This is a genomic window from Streptomyces sp. NPDC005151, assembly GCF_053599875.1.
This window is the reverse complement of the sequence record NZ_JBSFYR010000051.1, coordinates 16,764-34,027: the sequence shown is the minus strand read 5'-3', so window position 1 is coordinate 34,027 and position 17,264 is coordinate 16,764. Positions and strand designations below refer to the sequence as shown.

The 17,264-nt window shown below is 70.6% G+C and carries 14 protein-coding genes and 2 pseudogenes; 6 read left to right on the top strand and 10 right to left on the bottom strand.

Annotated elements, in window-relative coordinates; translation table 11 throughout:
- The first annotated feature begins 112 nt into the window (after positions 1-112).
- Together ACWD6R_RS24875 and gap are read left to right on the top strand one after the other, a co-directional pair.
- Entirely contained in the window at positions 113-1,069 is a 957-nt protein-coding gene (locus ACWD6R_RS24875; RefSeq protein ID WP_451820721.1) for a GlxA family transcriptional regulator, read from the top strand.
- Between the two features lie 103 nt (positions 1,070-1,172).
- The gene (gene gap, locus ACWD6R_RS24870) at positions 1,173-2,171 is read left to right on the top strand and encodes a type I glyceraldehyde-3-phosphate dehydrogenase (RefSeq protein ID WP_451820720.1); all 999 of its coding nucleotides are present in this window, start codon (positions 1,173-1,175) and stop codon (positions 2,169-2,171) included.
- Between the two features lie 93 nt (positions 2,172-2,264).
- Here gap and ACWD6R_RS24865 read toward each other — a convergent pair.
- Positions 2,265-2,369, bottom strand: a pseudogene (locus ACWD6R_RS24865) (IS5/IS1182 family transposase); the annotation flags it as partial.
- 67 nt (positions 2,370-2,436) lie between these two features.
- Here ACWD6R_RS24865 and argG point away from each other — a divergent pair.
- Positions 2,437-3,885, top strand: a complete 1,449-nt coding sequence (gene argG / locus ACWD6R_RS24860; protein WP_451820719.1) for an argininosuccinate synthase — start codon at positions 2,437-2,439, stop codon at positions 3,883-3,885.
- Between the two features lie 425 nt (positions 3,886-4,310).
- On the opposite strand, the gene ACWD6R_RS24855 is transcribed toward argG, so the two are convergent.
- The 4 genes from ACWD6R_RS24855 to ACWD6R_RS24840 all read right to left on the bottom strand — a co-directional run bounded on the left by ACWD6R_RS24855 (position 4,311) and on the right by ACWD6R_RS24840 (position 10,065).
- A complete protein-coding gene (locus ACWD6R_RS24855) occupies positions 4,311-4,829 on the bottom strand; it encodes a hypothetical protein (protein WP_451820718.1) in 519 nt (172 codons plus the stop codon).
- Between the two features lie 421 nt (positions 4,830-5,250).
- The gene (locus tag ACWD6R_RS24850; RefSeq protein WP_451820717.1) at positions 5,251-5,736 is read right to left on the bottom strand and encodes a lamin tail domain-containing protein; all 486 of its coding nucleotides are present in this window, start codon (positions 5,734-5,736) and stop codon (positions 5,251-5,253) included.
- A gap of 810 nt (positions 5,737-6,546) precedes the next feature.
- Entirely contained in the window at positions 6,547-8,718 is a 2,172-nt protein-coding gene (locus ACWD6R_RS24845; RefSeq protein WP_451820716.1) for a hypothetical protein, read from the bottom strand.
- Positions 8,719-9,078: 360 nt separating this feature from the next.
- Positions 9,079-10,065 carry an ArsR/SmtB family transcription factor gene (locus ACWD6R_RS24840; protein WP_451820715.1) on the bottom strand — a complete coding sequence of 329 codons (987 nt, stop codon included), beginning with the start codon at positions 10,063-10,065 and terminating at the stop codon, positions 9,079-9,081.
- Positions 10,066-10,187: 122 nt separating this feature from the next.
- Here ACWD6R_RS24840 and ACWD6R_RS24835 point away from each other — a divergent pair, with 122 nt between their 5' ends.
- Positions 10,188-11,144: a hypothetical protein gene (locus ACWD6R_RS24835; protein WP_451820714.1), complete on the top strand. Its 957-nt coding sequence runs from the start codon at positions 10,188-10,190 to the stop codon at positions 11,142-11,144.
- A gap of 325 nt (positions 11,145-11,469) precedes the next feature.
- Here the strand turns inward: ACWD6R_RS24835 and ACWD6R_RS24830 are convergent, their stop codons facing one another.
- From ACWD6R_RS24830 to ACWD6R_RS24815, 4 genes are read right to left on the bottom strand one after another with little or no spacing between them, the layout of a single operon-like run.
- Positions 11,470-12,240, bottom strand: coding sequence for a type 1 glutamine amidotransferase (locus ACWD6R_RS24830; protein WP_451820713.1), 771 nt, complete (start codon positions 12,238-12,240; stop codon positions 11,470-11,472).
- Positions 12,237-12,980, bottom strand: coding sequence for an amino acid ABC transporter ATP-binding protein (locus ACWD6R_RS24825; RefSeq protein WP_451820712.1), 744 nt, complete (start codon positions 12,978-12,980; stop codon positions 12,237-12,239). The genes ACWD6R_RS24830 and ACWD6R_RS24825 overlap by 4 nt, the downstream gene beginning before the upstream one ends.
- A 1-nt stretch (position 12,981) precedes the next feature.
- Positions 12,982-14,094, bottom strand: a complete 1,113-nt coding sequence (locus ACWD6R_RS24820) for an amino acid ABC transporter permease (RefSeq protein WP_451820711.1) — start codon at positions 14,092-14,094, stop codon at positions 12,982-12,984.
- Positions 14,091-14,993: an ABC transporter substrate-binding protein gene (locus ACWD6R_RS24815; protein ID WP_451820710.1), complete on the bottom strand. Its 903-nt coding sequence runs from the start codon at positions 14,991-14,993 to the stop codon at positions 14,091-14,093. Before ACWD6R_RS24815 ends, ACWD6R_RS24820 begins: the two co-directional genes overlap by 4 nt.
- Before the next feature lie 191 nt (positions 14,994-15,184).
- Here ACWD6R_RS24815 and ACWD6R_RS24810 point away from each other — a divergent pair, with 191 nt between their 5' ends.
- Positions 15,185-16,225, top strand: a complete 1,041-nt coding sequence (locus ACWD6R_RS24810; RefSeq protein ID WP_451820709.1) for a LacI family DNA-binding transcriptional regulator — start codon at positions 15,185-15,187, stop codon at positions 16,223-16,225.
- 254 nt (positions 16,226-16,479) lie between these two features.
- Here ACWD6R_RS24810 and ACWD6R_RS24805 read toward each other — a convergent pair whose 3' ends face one another.
- Positions 16,480-16,878: a phospholipase domain-containing protein gene (locus ACWD6R_RS24805; protein ID WP_451820708.1), complete on the bottom strand. Its 399-nt coding sequence runs from the start codon at positions 16,876-16,878 to the stop codon at positions 16,480-16,482.
- On the opposite strand from ACWD6R_RS24805, the pseudogene ACWD6R_RS24800 reads away from it, so the two are divergent.
- Positions 16,817-17,212 (top strand): annotated as a pseudogene (locus ACWD6R_RS24800) (TOBE domain-containing protein); the annotation flags it as partial. The gene ACWD6R_RS24805 and the pseudogene ACWD6R_RS24800 overlap by 62 nt on opposite strands.
- Between the last annotated feature and the right edge of the window lie 52 nt (positions 17,213-17,264).

Genomic DNA, 17,264 nt, shown 5'->3' with positions numbered 1-17,264 from the left:
GGTGGGAGCGGCGGCAGTGGACTGCAACGTGGAAGACAGCCCGGGCCGATTTCATCTGCCCTGTCCACGCAGCCGGCGTATCGAAGCCGCGCCCCCGCGTACCCTCTTTCCTGTGCCGGCCTCCCGCCTTCATCGCGTCGCCGTCCTTGTGCTCGAGGGTGCGAAGCCGCTCGATGTCGGCATTCCTGCGCAGGTTTTCACGACTCGCGCGAGCATGCCGTACGAGGTGCGGGTGTGCGGCGCGGCACCCGGCCTCGTGACCGGCGGCGACGGCCTGTCGTACTACGTCACCCACGGGCTCGACGCGCTTGCGTGGGCCGACATCGTCTTCGTCCCCGGCTACCGGTTCCCGGACCGCGACGACCCGCCGCAGGCCGTCATTGACGCGCTGATCGCCGCCCACGATCGGGGTGCGCGGCTCGCCGCCATCTCGACGGGCGCGTTCGCGCTCGCCGCCACGGGCCTGCTCGACGGCAAGCGCGCCACGACCCACTGGCATTACACGCGGGCGCTTGTGGCGAAGCATCCGCTCGTTCAGGTCGACGAGAACGTCCTGTTCGTCGACGAGGGCAGCGTGCTGACGTCGGCCGGCGCCGCCTCGGGCATCGACCTGTGCCTGCACATTCTGCGCGGCGACCTCGGGGTTGCCGCGTCGAACTACGCGGCCCGGCACCTGGTCGCGGCCCCCTACCGCAGCGGCGGCCAGGCGCAGTATGTGCCGCGCAGCGTGCCCGAGCCGCTCGGCGAGCGGTTCGCCGCCACCCGCGAGTGGGCGCTGCACCGGCTCGGCGAGCCCCTCACCCTCGAGGCGCTCGCCCAGCATGCGACGGTGTCGCCCCGCACGTTCTCGCGACGCTTTGTCGAAGACACGGGGTACACGCCGATGCAGTGGGTCATGCGCGCCCGGATCGACGTGGCCCGTGAGCTGCTCGAGCGTTCGGAGCGGAGCGTCGAGCAGATCGCCGCCGACGTCGGTCTCGGCACCGGTGCGAATCTGCGGTTGCACTTCCAGCGCATCCTCGACACCACGCCAAGCGAGTACCGGCGCACCTTCGCCCAGGGCGAGTAGCCCGCCATCACGTGGCGAGATCCTTTTGAACCATGGCGATCACGCCGCTGTCGCGGGCGGATGCCGGGCGCGAACCTGATGGCGAACAGAAGGGACATCGCTCATGACTCGCATCGCTATCAACGGATTTGGCCGTATCGGACGCAATGTGCTGCGCGCGCTGCTCGAACGCAACAGCGACCTCGAGGTCGTCGCCGTCAACGACCTCACAGAGCCCGCCACTCTTGCGCGGCTGCTCGCTTACGACACCACGGCCGGCCGGCTGGGTCGCCCGGTGACGGTCGACGGAAGCGCCCTCGTCGTCGACGGCCGTCACATCACGGTGCTCGCCGAGCGCGAACCGGAACAGCTGCCGTGGGCCGAGCTCGGCGTCGACATCGTGCTCGAGGCGACCGGCCGCTTCACGTCGGCCAAGGCGGCCCGCGCCCACCTCGACGCGGGCGCGAAGAAGGTGCTCGTCACTGCGCCGTCGGACGGCGCTGATGTCACGCTCGCGTTCGGGGTCAACACCGACGCGTACAACCCGGCCCTGCACACGATCATCTCGAACGCCTCGTGCACAACCAACGCACTTGCGCCGCTGGCCGCGGTACTCGACGAGCTCGCCGGCATCGAGCACGGCTTCATGACGACGGTGCACGCCTACACACAGGAGCAGAACCTGCAGGACGGTCCGCACCGCGACGCCCGCCGCGCCCGCGCCGCCGCTGTCAACATCGTGCCGACCACGACGGGCGCCGCCAGGGCGATCGGCCTCGTGCTGCCGAACCTCGACGGCAAGCTGTCGGGCGACTCGATCCGCGTGCCGGTTCCGGTGGGCTCGATCGTCGAACTCAACACGACCGTTACGCGCAACGTGACGCGCGACGAAGTGCTGGCGGCCTACCGCGCCGCGGCACAGGGGTCGCTGGCCGGCGTACTCGAGTACTCGGACGACCCGCTCGTGTCATCCGACATCACGGGCAATCCGGCCTCGTCGATCTTCGACTCGGCCCTCACCCGTGTCGACGGCCGCCACGTCAAGGTGGTCGCCTGGTACGACAACGAGTGGGGCTTCTCGAACCGTGTGATCGACACGGTCACGCTGCTCGCCGCTCGCTGAACGGACGCCCGAGCAGGCCGAGGCATAGGGGAAGTTCACCGAGGTGTCGGCCCGGCCGGAGCTGGGTCCGCAGGCGACGCAACCAGTGCAGGCGCGCTCCACGACCCAGCGTTGGGTGACCGGACCAAAGCCGTGCTCCGTGCCGCGGCGGGCGATCACCGGCTTCGCTCCGGGGTCCCGGACGAAGCGGCGGTACTGCAAGCGGTACCGGCCGTGCGCGGCAAGCCACCTTGCATAATCATGCGGATACATACATACTCTTCCCATGTCTAAGGTTCTCACCTCCCTGCCCACCGGCGAGCGCGTCGGCATCGCTTTCTCGGGCGGCCTCGACACCTCCGTCGCGGTCGCGTGGATGCGCGACAAGGGTGCCGTCCCGTGCACCTACACCGCCGACATCGGCCAGTACGACGAGCCCGACATCGCCTCGGTGCCCGGCCGCGCGAAGGCCTACGGTGCCGAGGTCGCGCGCCTGGTCGACTGCCGGGAGGCGCTGGTCGAAGAGGGCCTGGCCGCGCTCGCCTGCGGCGCGTTCCACATCCGCTCGGGCGGCCGTGCCTACTTCAACACCACGCCGCTCGGCCGCGCCGTCACCGGCACCCTGCTGGTCCGGGCGATGCTCGAGGACGACGTACAGATCTGGGGCGACGGCTCGACGTTCAAGGGCAACGACATCGAGCGGTTCTACCGTTACGGCCTGCTCGCCAACCCCCACCTGCGCATCTACAAGCCGTGGCTCGACGCCGACTTCGTCTCCGAGCTGGGCGGCCGCAAGGAGATGTCGGAGTGGCTGGCCGCCCACGGGCTGCCGTACCGCGACAGCACCGAGAAGGCGTACTCGACCGACGCCAACATCTGGGGCGCCACCCACGAGGCCAAGACACTGGAGCACCTCGACACCGGCGTGGAGACCGTGGAACCGATCATGGGCGTGCGGTTCTGGGATCCCTCGGTCGAGATCGCCGCCGAGGACGTGACGATCGGCTTCGACCAGGGCCGCCCGGTGACGATCAACGGCAAGGAGTTCGCCTCCCCGGTCGACCTGGTGATGGAGGCGAACGCGATCGGCGGCCGCCACGGCTTGGGCATGTCGGACCAGATCGAGAACCGGATCATCGAGGCGAAGAGCCGCGGCATCTACGAGGCACCCGGCATGGCGCTGCTGCACGCCGCGTACGAGCGCCTCGTCAACGCGATCCACAACGAGGACACCCTCGCCCACTACCACAACGAGGGACGGCGCCTCGGGCGGCTGATGTACGAGGGCCGCTGGCTGGACCCGCAGGCGCTGATGGTCCGCGAGTCGCTGCAGCGCTGGGTCGGCTCGGCGGTCACCGGCGAGGTGACCCTGCGACTGCGGAGCGGTGAGGACTACTCGATCCTGGACACCACTGGCCCGGCGTTCAGCTACCACCCGGACAAGCTTTCGATGGAGCGCACCGAGGACTCGGCGTTCGGCCCGGTGGACCGGATCGGCCAGCTCACCATGCGCAACCTCGACATCGCCGACTCGCGCGCCAAGCTCGAGCAGTACGCCGGCCTCGGCATTGTCGGCACGACCCACCCCGCGCTGATCGGCGCCGCCCAGGCGGCGGCGACCGGCCTGATCGGCACCATGCCGGAGGGCGGCGCCGAGGCCATCGCCTCCCGCGGCGAGGTCTCCGGCGACGACGAGTTGCTGGACCGCGCCGCGATGGAGTTCGGCACCGACTGACCGGTGCGTCAGCCCGCTCCGGGCAGAGGACCTGAGCAGCCGAGCCCGGTCGCAGCCGGGAGGCCGGGGCCTCGGGCGGTTCGGCACAGTGCCGGCGTGCGAACCGCCCGAGGGCCCGAACCGCTATGCCGGATGACCCCGGCAATTGTTCTCGCCGAGGTCATCGTCTGGACGGCCTCCGCGCTGGGTGCCGGATGGGCTGTCCACCGTTTCTGGGCCGCAAAGCGTGCAGGCACGGCCGGGTAGCGGAACCATCAGGGAGACCTCTGCCTGGTCATGGGCACCGTGCCCCGGGCCCGACCGCGGTGCCACCGCCGGTGGCAATAGCGCCGCGCGCCCGCGCAGACGGTCTCACGAGTTCCACGGACGTACCTTCTCGCAGGTCAGCGACGCGGCCAGCGGTCCAGCGGGCTCACGAGTTCCTTCTACTCCTCGATATCGCCGATGGCGACGCGGAGGTCATGCAAGCCCTCCAGGATCGCGATGACCGATGCCTCCGTCCGGTCGAGAGCTCGCCGGGTGGCCCGAATGTCACCGCGCTCGAAATAGAGCTGGGCGCTGAGTGCGTCCGTGGCCGCCACGACGGCCGCCCAGGACGCCGCCCGGTGAGGAGGCCCCTCCCCCTCGGGCCCCATGAGCTGCACCGCGGTGAGCTGCAACCGGTTCGCCAGCACGACGGACGAAATCTGTGAGTCGGGTCCTGCCTGCTCCGTCCATCCGAGAAGCGCTTCGGCGACGTCCTCCAGCGGTTGCCCGCCCCTGCCGGTCGAGGCGGTGATTTCCAGTTCTGTCTTGGCCAGCAGGGCGCCCAGCAGTCGCAGCCGGTCCTCGGCCTGCGGGCCCTGGGGCCACACGTCCGGATCCAGTACTGGTTCAGCCCCCAGGGCGACGAGGGCTGCGTAGATCTGCTCCGCACTCACCGGGTGCACGCTTCTGATACTCACGATCTCAGCTTCACCGCACGAAGGAGGCAGCGCACGCACCGCTCGCCGGTCTCTGTCGAGGACATCGCGGTGGTGCGTCCAGGGCAGCGGCGGCTCAGAGCGCCTTCAGGTACTTGGTGTCTGCTGCCGAACTCGGGGCGTGGCACCCGTAACGTGCCCCTCGTTACGGGTGTTGGGCCCTGTGGCGTGCGCATCTTCGATCCCTCGGGATGCGTACGCCTGGGCCCTGGGCCCTCAGACCAGGGCCCTGCAGCTTTTTTCCCGGGTGGTGCGACCGTGCACCGTGCCGGGTGGTGGGAAGCCGGGGACCCGGGCGTACAAGAGCGGCGTGCCACCACCCTGCGTGGGTGGTGGCACGCCGGATCAGAAGGGTTGCACCCCGGGGGCGGAAGGTGCGCCCTTGGTCAGGGGCGGGGGCGGGTCAGCGGCGGTAGCCCCAGGAGTGGGTGTCCACGGTGCGGCCGCGGTTGTCGCGCAGGGTGGCCTTGTCGGCGTAGTTGCTCCAGATGTAGTCCCGGCTGCCCTGGTAGACGTCCCGACGGGTGTCACGGCCGAACCCGGTGTGGACCCGGACCGTGGCGCGGCCGGCCAGGCGCAGGTCGTCGAAGCGGTACAGGTTGCCGCTCCGGTCCGTGAGCGACCATCCGTCCAGGTCGACCGCGCGGCGGCCGGTGTTGGTGACCTCCACCCACTCCCCGTTCAGCGAACGGTTGGACCAGTCGTCACGACCGGGACTGTCGTACTGGATGTCGCCGAGGACAACGCTGGAGTACGACTGGTGACGGCCGTGCCCATATCCGTGGTCGTGGTCGCTGTCGGCGGATGCCGGCATCGCCGCCACGGCGACGACGGAGCCGGCCGCCAGAGCGGTAGCGGCAATACGGCGGACGATACGGGAAGCAGACATTGATGTCCCCTCGAACAAGGGCGCCCAGGACCCGGTCAAGGGCCATGCTGCGCGGTGCGGTTCCCGGCCCTTCAGGCCGAGAACCCAAAGCCTGGACCACCTCCCCCACTACCGGCCGCAACTCCGCTTCGTGTTACTTAATGCGGACATTTCCGTAACTTGCGACTGCATTGATCACGCACCCGGCCGCGCATGCCCCTGACATCGACTGCCGGATCCACGCACCCGCCCCACAGCCGGGAGTAAGCCGTTTCCAGCTCCCCCGCACACCCCGGCGCACCACCCTGCGAACCACCCGTCCAGCACACATCCTTGGTAACAGCCACAACACCTCATAATTCAGACACGCATAGAAGGGTCGACCGCCCGCCCACACTGCTCGTGGCGGTCGCGGCGCGCATCGTCGTCCCGGTCCGCCGGGTCCGCAGGCGACCGCTCGACGCCTGGGCCTTGTAGTCGACGTCCCAGCCCCCGGCACTGTTCATCGAGCATGTGTAGCCGGACTCGACACACTCCGCGGGGCCGTGGCCGTCCAGTTCGATGAAGCTGGTGGGGTTGTCGCTGGAGAACGTGTGCCGGTTGCTGGTGTAAGGGTCGGTTTCAAGACCGAGGCCGGCGTCCGGCTGACCTCCGAAGGCCTGGGGTCTCAGGCAGCGGCCTGCGGCCTTGCGAGGACCGGGGGGACGACGACGCCGAGGTGCCGCATGGCACCCCGGCGTGACATCGAGGGCGAGGAAAGCGAAGGGACTAGTTTCAGAGAGGAATGAGAAGGAAGTCCGTTCATGGCCTCGCTGGGGTCAACGGTAGCAGTCAGCTGGGGATCAGGTCGCGCAGATTTTCCGGGGTGATAATCACGGAATCCGAGTGCAGTCCTTCCGGGCGTTCCAGGCCGATGTATGTGACCGGGCCGTCCGGGACCGTCTCGCCGTCCCACAGCGTGGTGGCCGTGGCGCGGCCGCCCATCAGGTCGGTGAGGTACCGGACCGTGAGGTAGTCGCGCTCGACGATGCCGCGCAGCAGCGTCGCGGCCGACACCCGGTTTCCCTCGACCCGGTTGGAAGCCGGGTTGCCCTTGAGGTAGAGGTGCAGCCATTTCGCGCGCCAGCTGCCGTCGTGCCCGCGCAGGAACGCCAGCGGCAGCGCGACCCTGCCCGGGCCGCGCAGCTCCGACTTCATGCGTACGGTGCGCGCCTCGAAGGGACGGCCCTGCTGTTCGGCGTCGCGCAGCATGAAGCCGAAGAACGACTCCTTGACCTCCTCGAAGCCCTCTCCCGAGAAGATGTTGACCTGCGGGACGATGTAGGTGCCGCGCACCGCCCCCAGACGCAGGTTGATGAACTCCGAGGCGCCGTCGGGTGCGTCGGTGATGTCCCCGGAGTGCTCGCCCTCGATCTGCGTGAGCGCGGTGTACGACAGCCAGCCGACGGTCCCGTACGAGGCGTTCAGGAGCAGCGCGGACAGGTCGAAGTCGGTGGTGCGGCTGGTCTGCTTCCAGTGGACGAAGAACCGGAGCAGTTCCCCGTCGACCGGGGAGAGGGAGCCGCGGGGCAGCACGCCGAGCCCGGTGGCCGTCGCCTTGCCGCTGAGCGGGAGCGCGACGTCGAGGACGTCGGGGTCGATCAGCAGGTGCCCCGGCTCCGGGAGGCGGCGGCGCGTCTCGGCGTCCAGGGCGGCGATCAGGCGCTTGCGCTCGGGCGGCAGCACGGGTGGGCGGGTGTCGGTGGTGACCCAGGCGCGGCCGAGGCGGTTGACGAAGACGCGGAGCTCGCCCGTCTCCTGCGTCCGGTTGTGGAAGTGCTCACGGACCGACAGCAGGACCCGGCCGGACGTCTGCGGGGCGACCTGCTCTGCGGCGGCCACGATGGCGTCGCGCTCGTCCTGGGTGCGACACGCGCGCAGCAGGCGGTCCAGGGAGCGGAACAGTTTGCCCGGGGCGGCCGTCAGCAGCCGTGCCGCCCCGGTGACGTCGTTCGCGCCGAGCAGCTCCTCGATGCGGCTGTCGAAGGAGCGGGCCTCCTTCTCGCCCCGGGCGACGGCGAACACGTCGGCGGCGTGCGGCCAGCGCGGGTACTCGTGCGGGTGGAGGCGCTCACCGAGGCGCTTGAACGCCTCGCGGTGCGCGGTGACGTCGGCAAGCTTGGCGGGGGCTGCGGCGACGACCGCGTCGAGGCCGGCGAGCAGGGCGCGGCGGTCCGGTCGGGACAGCGACCGGAACCGGGTCGGTTCCATGAGGGTCACGTCGCCGTCCGACAGTGCGCAGGCCAGGCGGAGCACGTCGGTGACGGTGTCCAGAAGGAGGTCCGCGCCGGCGTCGAGGCGGGCGAGGTTGACGAGGGCGCGGTTCTCCCGGACCGGGATCGCCTCGGGCTGGGGGCCGTCGACGCAGTGCGCGGCGAGCGCGCCGAGGTCGCGCAGGCCCTCCTCGCCCAGCGGGGTGGTGCTGCCCGCCAGGGCCAGATACAGGGCGGTGACCTCGTCGTCCAGGGCGCCGCCCAGGTGGAGGACCGTCATGCGGTCGCCCGCGGCGGCGATCAGCTCGTCGTGCGCGGCGACCATCTCGGCGTACGTGTGCTGGTAGTTGCCGTACGACGGGAGGGTCAGCAGGTCGACCACGCCGGTGCGCAGCTGGGCGAGCGTGCTCTCGCGTGACGCGTCGTCGGCGAGCGCCTCGGCGATGCACCGCATCCAGAAGTCGAACGTGTCCGGCACGTTGGCCGGGAAGTCGGCGAAGTAGACGTTGTGCTGGACGTGGTCGCCGGCCGTCTCGCGGATGGTGTCCAGTGTGCGCACGGCGGTGTCGACGACCGTCTCCTCGGCCAGTCCCGACAGATGCTCCAGCAGGTTCGCCGAGAGCTTGAAGCCCACGGACATCAGCGCGGCGTCGAACTGCCGTGCTGCGGCGCCTCCTTGCCCGGCGGGCCCGGCGGGGGCAGGGATGCGGTACGTGTGCCGGATGACTATGGGTTCGAGACGCTGGGGCATTCGGGCATGGTCCCAGGACCGTGCAGGCCGGCGCATTCGGGTTTTCGAACACGGCGTGCACCAGCCGTCGGGCTGAGCGCTCCGCAGGGAGCCGAGTGCCGTATCAATGGGGCCGACCGGGCGGCATCCCGCCCGCAGTACGAGCTGTCAGGTCTGATCAGGTCGGTTCCGCCATCTTTGGTGCCAGAGCCCGAGCGCCCGGTGGTTGTGGCAGCGCTCGGTGGGCCTTGCTCGCGGAGAGCTGCGGACGCGCAGGACGCCTCACGCCACTGTTGCCGGTGTCTGCTGGTGTCTGCTGGTGAAAAGTGGGGCCGATGGGCGACGCCTGCTTCTGTCACCGCGTCCGAGCCGGGGCGGGCCTCAGAACGACGGTTCCTCACCCGCCAGCAGGGCCAGTCCGAGCGGGGTCAGGCTGTGCAGGACGGACAGGCCCGTCCGGGCGGTGTCCACCAGTCCGGCGTTCCGTAGAACGGTGGCGTGCTGGCTGGCCGTCGCCAAGGAGATCCCGACACGTTCGGCGAGCACGGTCGTGGTGGCCGGGACGCGCAGAACGGCGAGCACAGCTGCCCTTGTCCGGCCCAGCAGTGGTCCCAGCACGTCGGACGAGAAGGCCGGCTCCTCGACGGGAAGCATCGGATGGACCAGGACCGTCGGCTTCTCCGGCCGGTACATCACCATGGCGCTCACCGCGAACCAGGACGGTACGAGCAGCAGTCCGCGGCCGCACAGCGGGATGTCGTGCCGGGACGTCGACGGGAGAGTCAGTACGGGCGCCTGCCAGCTCCATGTGGGGCTGAGCGTGGTGAGCAGGGCGTCGACCCCGCCGCGTAGCAGCATCTCGGCGCGCACCGCCCGGTCGGCCATGGCGTCGGCCCTCACCCGCGGCCACAGCGGGGCGACTGCCGAGGTGAAGTACCCCTGGAGGTCGCGCTGCAGGACCCGCCGCGCCGCCGGTGAGCCGTTCGCGAGCTCTCGCGCCCACCGGCTCGGCTGCTCCAGGGAACCGTTCCACCCAGGCGTGTCCGCCAGACCCAGATCCAGGGCCAGCTGTTCGGCGGGAGCTGCGGTGACGAGGTCGAGTGCGGTGGCGAAGTCCCGGGCTGTCGGCTGTTGAAGGAAGTCCGGCAGAAATCCGTTGCGGGGAACCAGGTCGAGCAGGACACCGGGCCGGGGGCGGGTGTCCTGCATCGCTTTGTGCCACTGGCTGAGGGCGGGGCGCGTGGGGCCCCCGGTGGGCGTCCCGCCCCGGAGACGACGCACGCTGAGCGCCGTTTCCAGCAGGGCGTCGGGAGCCTGGGCCACCGTGACCCGGCGCAGGTCGGCGTCGGAGAACTGTAAGCGGATCACGCCGCCTGATTATCGGCCCGGCCACGCCTTTCGTCGAGAGCCGAAAGGCGATGCGGCCGGATCGCGTATCGGCCAGGCTCCCGTGCGGCACGCCGGTCCACGAACTCCTGGAGGTCCCAACGATGCGCGCCACCTCACGATTCCTCTGTCTCCTCGCCGCCGTCCTGGCCGCCGTCTTCGGCGGTACGCCCGAGCGGGCCGTCGCCCGTCCGCTGCCTCGCACCTACGTCGTCTCCGACGCCCCCGGCGTCCTGCCGGAGGGGATCGCCGTCGACCGGGACGGCACCGTGTACGTGTCCTCCGACGGCACCGGCGCGCTGTACCGCGGCCATGTCCGCGACGCTCGCCTGGATGTGTTCCGCGCCGAGGGAATCGAAAGCCGCTCCAGTTCCCTCGGCGTGCACACCGACAGGCACGGGTGGGTGTTCTCGGTGGGCGGCGCTGTCCTCACCGTCCACGACCGCAGCGGGAGGCTGCTGGCCGAGCGTACGGCCGAGCCCGGTCCGCTCGGCCCGCCGGATCTCAACGACCTGGTGATCACGAAGGACGCCGTCTACGTCACGGACTGGGCCAATCCGGTGGTCCTTCGGGCCCCCCTCCGCAACGGTCTCCCGGGGCAGCTCGAACCGTGGCTGGACATCCGGTCCGCGTTCCCGCAGTTCCCGGCGCAGTACTGGCTGCTCAATGGCATCGTGGCGGACCGCTCGGGCAAGACCCTGCTGGTGTCGTCCAACGGAACCGAGGCGGTCTGGCGGGTGGACACCGCGACGCGCATGATCGAGCAACTGCGCCTGGGGGGTGAGTCGTTCGGGGCGGACGGCATGCTTCTGTCGGGCCGGACGCTGTACGCCGTGCTCAACTACGGTGCCCCGCACGGCGTGTACATCGCCGAGCTGGACGAGGAGCTGCGCACGGGGACGGTGACCGAACGGATCACCGGCGAGCCGTTCGACCTGCCCACCGCGCTCGCCCGGCACGGCTGCCGACTGTATGTCGTCAACAGCCAGCTGGATGACCCTCCGGGCTTGCCTCCCTACACGGTCAGCGCGATCGACGACCCGACCTGCCCGCGCCGCTGACGGGTGCCTGCCGCACGACTCGGCGTGGGTGGTGGGGCGATGGGCCTCACGCCCGGCGGTCGTCGAGGACGGGGCGTGCGTCGGGGCGCTGCACACCTGCGGCGGCTCCATGAGCTACCGGCCCCTGCCGACGGACAGCTGAGCGACGGACTCGGAGGTGCCGGAGCAGACCTCGTGCCCGGGCGTTCCCGCGTGCGCACCGGGAACCGTGTGTGGACGCGGGAAGTGTGGCGGTTTCGGGGCCCCGTATCGACCCGTTGCCCGGCGGGGAGGACCGGTTGGACTGACCGCCCGCAGTCCGACCGGTCCGACCGTCATCGGGCCTTCATGGCCGCCGCTCCGCCGGAATGCGCTGTCGGGCGGAGGGGCCCGGACCGTCGGCAACCATGCATCCCCACTGTTCGGCGAAAGCCCCCCAGAGCGTGCGCAGCCGCTTCTCCTCGCGCTCCACCTCGGCAACGACCCCGCCCGGTTCAAGGCCCAGGGCGTGCAGCGAACCGACGTCCGCCGTACCCCAGGTGCGTATGTCGTCGGCCAGCACCTCGGGGTGGAACTGAACACCCCACACAGCGGTGCCGATCCGGTACGCCTGGTGGGTGCAGCGCTCGCTGGTGAGCAGCGGAACGGCGCCCTCGGGCAGGGTGGCCGTCTCCTCCCAGTGCCACTGCACTGCGCGCAACCAGCTGTCCTGGTCCACGAGTGGCGCGAACAGTGGGTCTGCGGAAGCCGCTTGATGGGTTATCAGGTCATTGAGTCCGACCTCGGGCAGGGCGGCGTGCCGGACCTCGCCCCCGCAGGCCACTGTCAGCAGTTCCATGCCCAGACAGATCCCCAGCGTGGGAAGGTCCCGGGTTACGGCCTGCCGCAGCAGTTTCCGCACCTCCGGCAGCCAAGGCGCCTGCTCCTCGTCGTACGGACCCATGGATCCGCCGAGGACCAGCAGCCCGTCGTATGCGTCCAGGGCGCGGGGCAGCGTGTCGCCCGCCCAGGGGCGACAGAGGTCGATCACCAGGCCCTGTCCGGCGAGGCGTTCACCGAACTGGGCCGGGCCCGTGCCGTCCTCGTGCTCCACGACGAGCACCCGCGCGCCGCTCACAGCCGCCCCGCCTCGACGATGCGGCGCAGGAAGGCGCGGGTACGCTCCTGCTGAGGGTCGCCGAAGATCTGCTCCGGCGGCCCTTCCTCCAGCAGTACGCCCTGATGAAGAAAGCACACCTTGTTCGACACCTCCCGGGCGAAGCCCATCTCATGGGTGGCCAGCAGCATGGTCATGCCGCCTTCGGCCAGTTCGCGGACGATGGCCAGTACTTCGGCGACGAGTTCGGGGTCGAGGGCCGAGGTGATCTCGTCGAGCAGCAGTGCGCGGGGGCCGGTGGCCAGGGCACGTACGATGGCCACCCGCTGCTGCTGACCGCCGGAGAGCCGGTCGGGCATGCTGTCGGCCTTGTCGGCCAGGCCGACCCGCGCGAGCAGGGCACGAGCCTGCTCCTCGGCCTCGACGCGCGGTATCCCGCGCACCTGCATCGGCGCGAGGGCGACATTGCGCACCACGCTCATGTGCGGGAACAGATTGAAGTGCTGGAAGACCATGCCGACATCGCGTCGCAGCCGGTCCACATCGGTGCCGCGGCCGGAGGCGACATCACCGCCGACCCGGATCTCACCCCCGCTGATCTCCTCCAGGCCGTTGATGCAGCGCAGCAGGGTGGACTTGCCGCTGCCGGAGGCGCCGATCAGGGTCACCACCTGGTGCTGGGCCACGGTCAGGTCGATGCCGCGGAGCACGGGGGTCTCCCCGTAGCTCTTGTGCACCCCGTCGATCTCGATGAAGGCCATGTCAGGCTCCCTTGCCGCGGCGCTGCTCACGTGCCACCAGCCGGTCCACCAACCGGGCCTGCGGGATCGTGATGAGGATGAAGAGCGCCGCGACCACGGTCACCGAGGACAGGTTGAAGTGGTTGGACGCGAAGATCTTCGACTGGTTGAAGGCGTCGATGGTGCCGATGACATTCACCAGCGCGGTGTCCTTCTGCAGGCTGATGAAGTCGTTGAGCAGCGGCGGTACGACGCGGCGGGTGGCCTGCGGCAGCACCACATGGCGCAGCGTGGCACTGTGCGAGAGGCCGAGTGAACGGGCCGCCGCGCTCTGGCCGGGCGCGATGGACTCGATGCCGGCCCGGAACACTTCGGCGACGTACGCGCCGTAGGTGAGGGTGAGCGCGAGGATCGCGAACCACACCGGGCTGAGCGAGCTGAGCACCGGCACCTCGGCGAGCGGCAGTCCGAAGCCGATCAGATAGATGACGATGATCGCCGGTACGGCGCGGAAGCCGTCGATGTACGCCGTGGCGAGCAGTCGCAGCGGGCGACCGGTACGCCCCGGCGCCATCCGGGCGAGAGCGAGCGCCAGTCCCCAGACGAGGATCAGGATCTGCGCGGCAACGGCGATGAAGAGGTTGGTGCCGAACGCGGAGGTGATCTCCCGCAGGCTGATCCCGATCACTTCGCCGTCGAGGAAAGTGCGCTGCACGGCACGGTCATTGGCGAACAGGAACCAGACCGCGCCGAGCAGGACGAGCGCGGCCAGACACCAGCCCAGTACGGTCCGGGCGTCCTCGCGGCCCTCGGACGCGGCCCGCCGGGCGTCGGCCCGCCGGTCCTCGGACCAGGCCGCGGCGGCCGCGCGGCCCGTGCGCACCGCCCGCAGCGCGGGCCTCAGCAGGGTGAGCACGGCGACGGCCACGACGACCGCACCGCCGGCGACCGGCAGGCCGGAGCCGGGCAGGGCCTTGCTCACGGACTGGGCAGTGGCGGCGGTCAGTGTCACGGTGACCAGGACGGCCGCCACCGCGGCGGCCGCGAGCGGCAGCGCCGGCCGGGGCGGCGTGGCCTTCGGCGGCTCGGTCCGCTCGGTCTTCAGCACAGTCAACAGGTCGGAGGACACGGTCACTTGGCACTCCATACCGGGATCGTCGCCGGGTCCCCGCCGAAGGCCTCGGCCAGGTAGGTGGAGGAGAGCTTGTCGAGCGTGCCGTCCTTCTTCATCGCGTCGATGGCCCCGTCGAGGGCGGCGGAGTTCTTGCCGCCCTTGGGGTACAGCGCTCCGTACGACTCGCCGGTGTCGTACTGTCCGATCACCTTGAGCTTGCCCTTGGACTCCTGGGCCTTGCCGAGCACGATGGCGACATCGGTGAGCGCGGCGTCGATCTGGCCCGCCTGGAGCGCGGCCTGCAACTCGACGTCGCCCGCGAACACCTTCGGCTGGCTCTTCGGGTGGAGGCGGTCGCGGACGAAGTCGGCGCCCGTAGTGCCCTGCTTCACGCCGAGCCGCTGGCCCCCGATGTTGCCCTTGGTCACCTTGGACCCGGACTCGACCAGCACGCCGATGTCGGAGGAGAAGTACGGCGATGAGAAGTCCACCACCTTGCGGCGGGCGGCGGTGATGGAGATCTCCGCGAGCGCCATGTCGAAGTCCTGGGTCCTGCCCGCGACGAGCGCGTCGAAGGACACATTGCGCACGGTGAGCTTGGACAGGCCGGCCCGGTAGGCGAGATTCGCGGCCATGCAGTACTCGTATCCGCTGTCGATCCGGCGCACGGTGTCGCCGTTCCACCAGCCGGGGCTGGGAAGGTCACCGACCACGGTGAGAGTGCCCTTCTCGACGGTCTTGAGGTGAATCGAGCCGCGGGCGCCGGTCACCTTGCACGCGCCGTAGGCGCGGGACCCCTTGGCGTCGGTGGTGTGGGTGGTGGAGTCATCGCCGCCGACCGCGGAACCGCTGCAGGACGTGAGGGCCGCGAGCAACGCGGCGGTGAGTGCGGGCAAGGCAAACGTACGGACGCTGCGCATGGAGCTCCTAGAGGAGAGGTGCCGGGAAGCGGTGGCGCCACATTGCCCAAAACGTTTTTGTCCGTCAAGACCTCGAGGTCAGCAAAAGAAAAACGTTTTGGGGTTCGAGGGTGCGGGCAGACCGTTCTCTGGCACTCTTGAGGCCGCCGCGCGTCGGAGCTCGGTGGATGACACGGAGGGGCGACCGAAGCATGACCAGCCGGAAATCGACACGGGCCGGGGAGGTCGGCCGGCGGATCGGTATCCGCGACGTGGCGCAGGCCACCGGCCTGTCCATCACCACCGTGTCCCACGCCCTGCACGGCAAGGGCCAGATCGCCCCGGCCACCCGCGAGCGCGTCCGCCGCGCTGCCGAGGAGCTCGGCTACCGCCCCGACCCCGTGGCCCGCGGACTGGTGTCCGGACGCACCGGCATCCTCGGACTGGCCGTAGGCCATATGTCGGACCGCCCGTGGGCCGGCACCTACCGCCCGTACTATGCGGCGTTCTCCGCCGGCGCCACCATGACCGCCGTCGAGCGGGACTACGCCCTCGTCGTCGTCCCGAGCGATCCGGCCTCCGGGCTGTGGGCCCGCGTCCCCATGGACGGCCTCATCATCGTCGACCCGGTACGGGAGGACCCGCTGCTCGCGGACTGCGCGCGCCGCCGCATGCCGGTGGTCACCGACGGCCGCCCCATCGATCCGGGATACGAGGATGTACCCACCGTGGAGAGCGACTTGGAGCATGGCATGGCCGAAGTCCTCGGCCACCTGCGGGACTCCGGCGCCACCCGGGTCGGTCTCCTCTCGGGCCCGGAACCCGACGCGTACACCCAGGATTCCGAGCGCCTCTACCGCGAGTGGTGCGCCGCGGCCGGCGGGCCGGCGCTCGTCGAGACACCGGCTGCCTCCGAGGATCCGGTGGAGGCGGCGCTACGGCTTCTGTCCGGCCCCGACCGCCCGGACGCGGTCCATGGCCTCAACGAGACATACGGCCAGGCCCTGGTGATCGCGGCCCGGAGGCTGAGCCTGCGCATCCCCGACGACCTGATGGTCAGCGTGATGCGCGAGAGCGACCAGTCCTGCGGCACCGAGGACTGGGATGTACCGCTGACCGCCCTGAGCCTGGACGCGCGCCGCCTGGGCGCCGAATCCGTGACGATGCTGATCGATGTCCTGGACGGAAAGGCACCGCGCAATGTGATGGTGCCGTGCACCGTCGTGGTCCGGAGGTCCACGCTCCGTGCGTGAACGGTGCCGGGCCCGCACATGGCTCAGACCAGGTGCCGTTGATGCGGGGTCAGGGGCGGCAGCCCGTGTTCCTTCGGCGACGCGGGCAGGCCCTGCCGAACCGGGGCCCGGGCGGCATTGTGCCTGCCACGCCATGACGATGGAGTCCGCGAAGGCGGTCGGGGCGATGTGGGCCCGGATCGAGGCCCGGGACCGGGCCGGCTGCGTCGAGCCGGTGTGACGGCGCCGGCCGCGGCCAAAACGGGCGAGCGGGGTCAGCGGGCGCCGATGGCTGGGTCGCTGGTGCTCGTGTGGCCGTTCTCCACGTGGGCGGCCAGGCGGCGCACGAAGGTGCCGTCGTGGTCGGAGGTCACGGTCAGGTCGTACCAGCCATGGGTGCGCTCGGTCTCGGCCGCGTGCACTACGTGGGCGCCGGGGCGCAGCCGGTAGGTGGCCGGCTTGTGCCGGCCGTACTCGTCCTCGACCGTGAGCGTGATGGTGCTGTGGCCGTCGTTGGTCAGAACCAGGCGCACGGCGCCACCGTTGCCGTCGTGGCGGGCGCTGACCTCGGGGCCTGCGGCGGTGACCCGGCCGGCGAGCCGGCGCAGGAAGGCCCCCGCCAAGCTGTACGCGCGGCCCGCCACTGCGTTCGTCGCCGAGTTCGTCGGCACCATGAGCCGGATCCCAGGCGTCCTCGACGCCGAGCGCACCACGGTGGCGTTCCTGGGACGACAGCTGCCCGTGGACGGCCGGCCGGGCGAGAGCAACGACGTGGACGTCCTCGTACGACCCGAGGCTGTCCGGCTCACCGCGGACGACACCGGCGACGCCCAGGTCGTCGCCACCGCCTTCCTCGGCGCCGCCACCCGCGTCACCGTCCGCCTCGCCGACGGCACCGAGATCAAGGCCGACCTGCAGACGCATGAGGCAGCGGCACTCGCCCCGGGCACCGGCGTGACCGTCGCCCTCCCGGACCGGCCGGTGCTGGTCGCGGCGCGCCGCGGCTGAGCCCCGGCGCCCGCCGCATACGAATGTCCGCAGGACGTCTGCGGTCGTACCG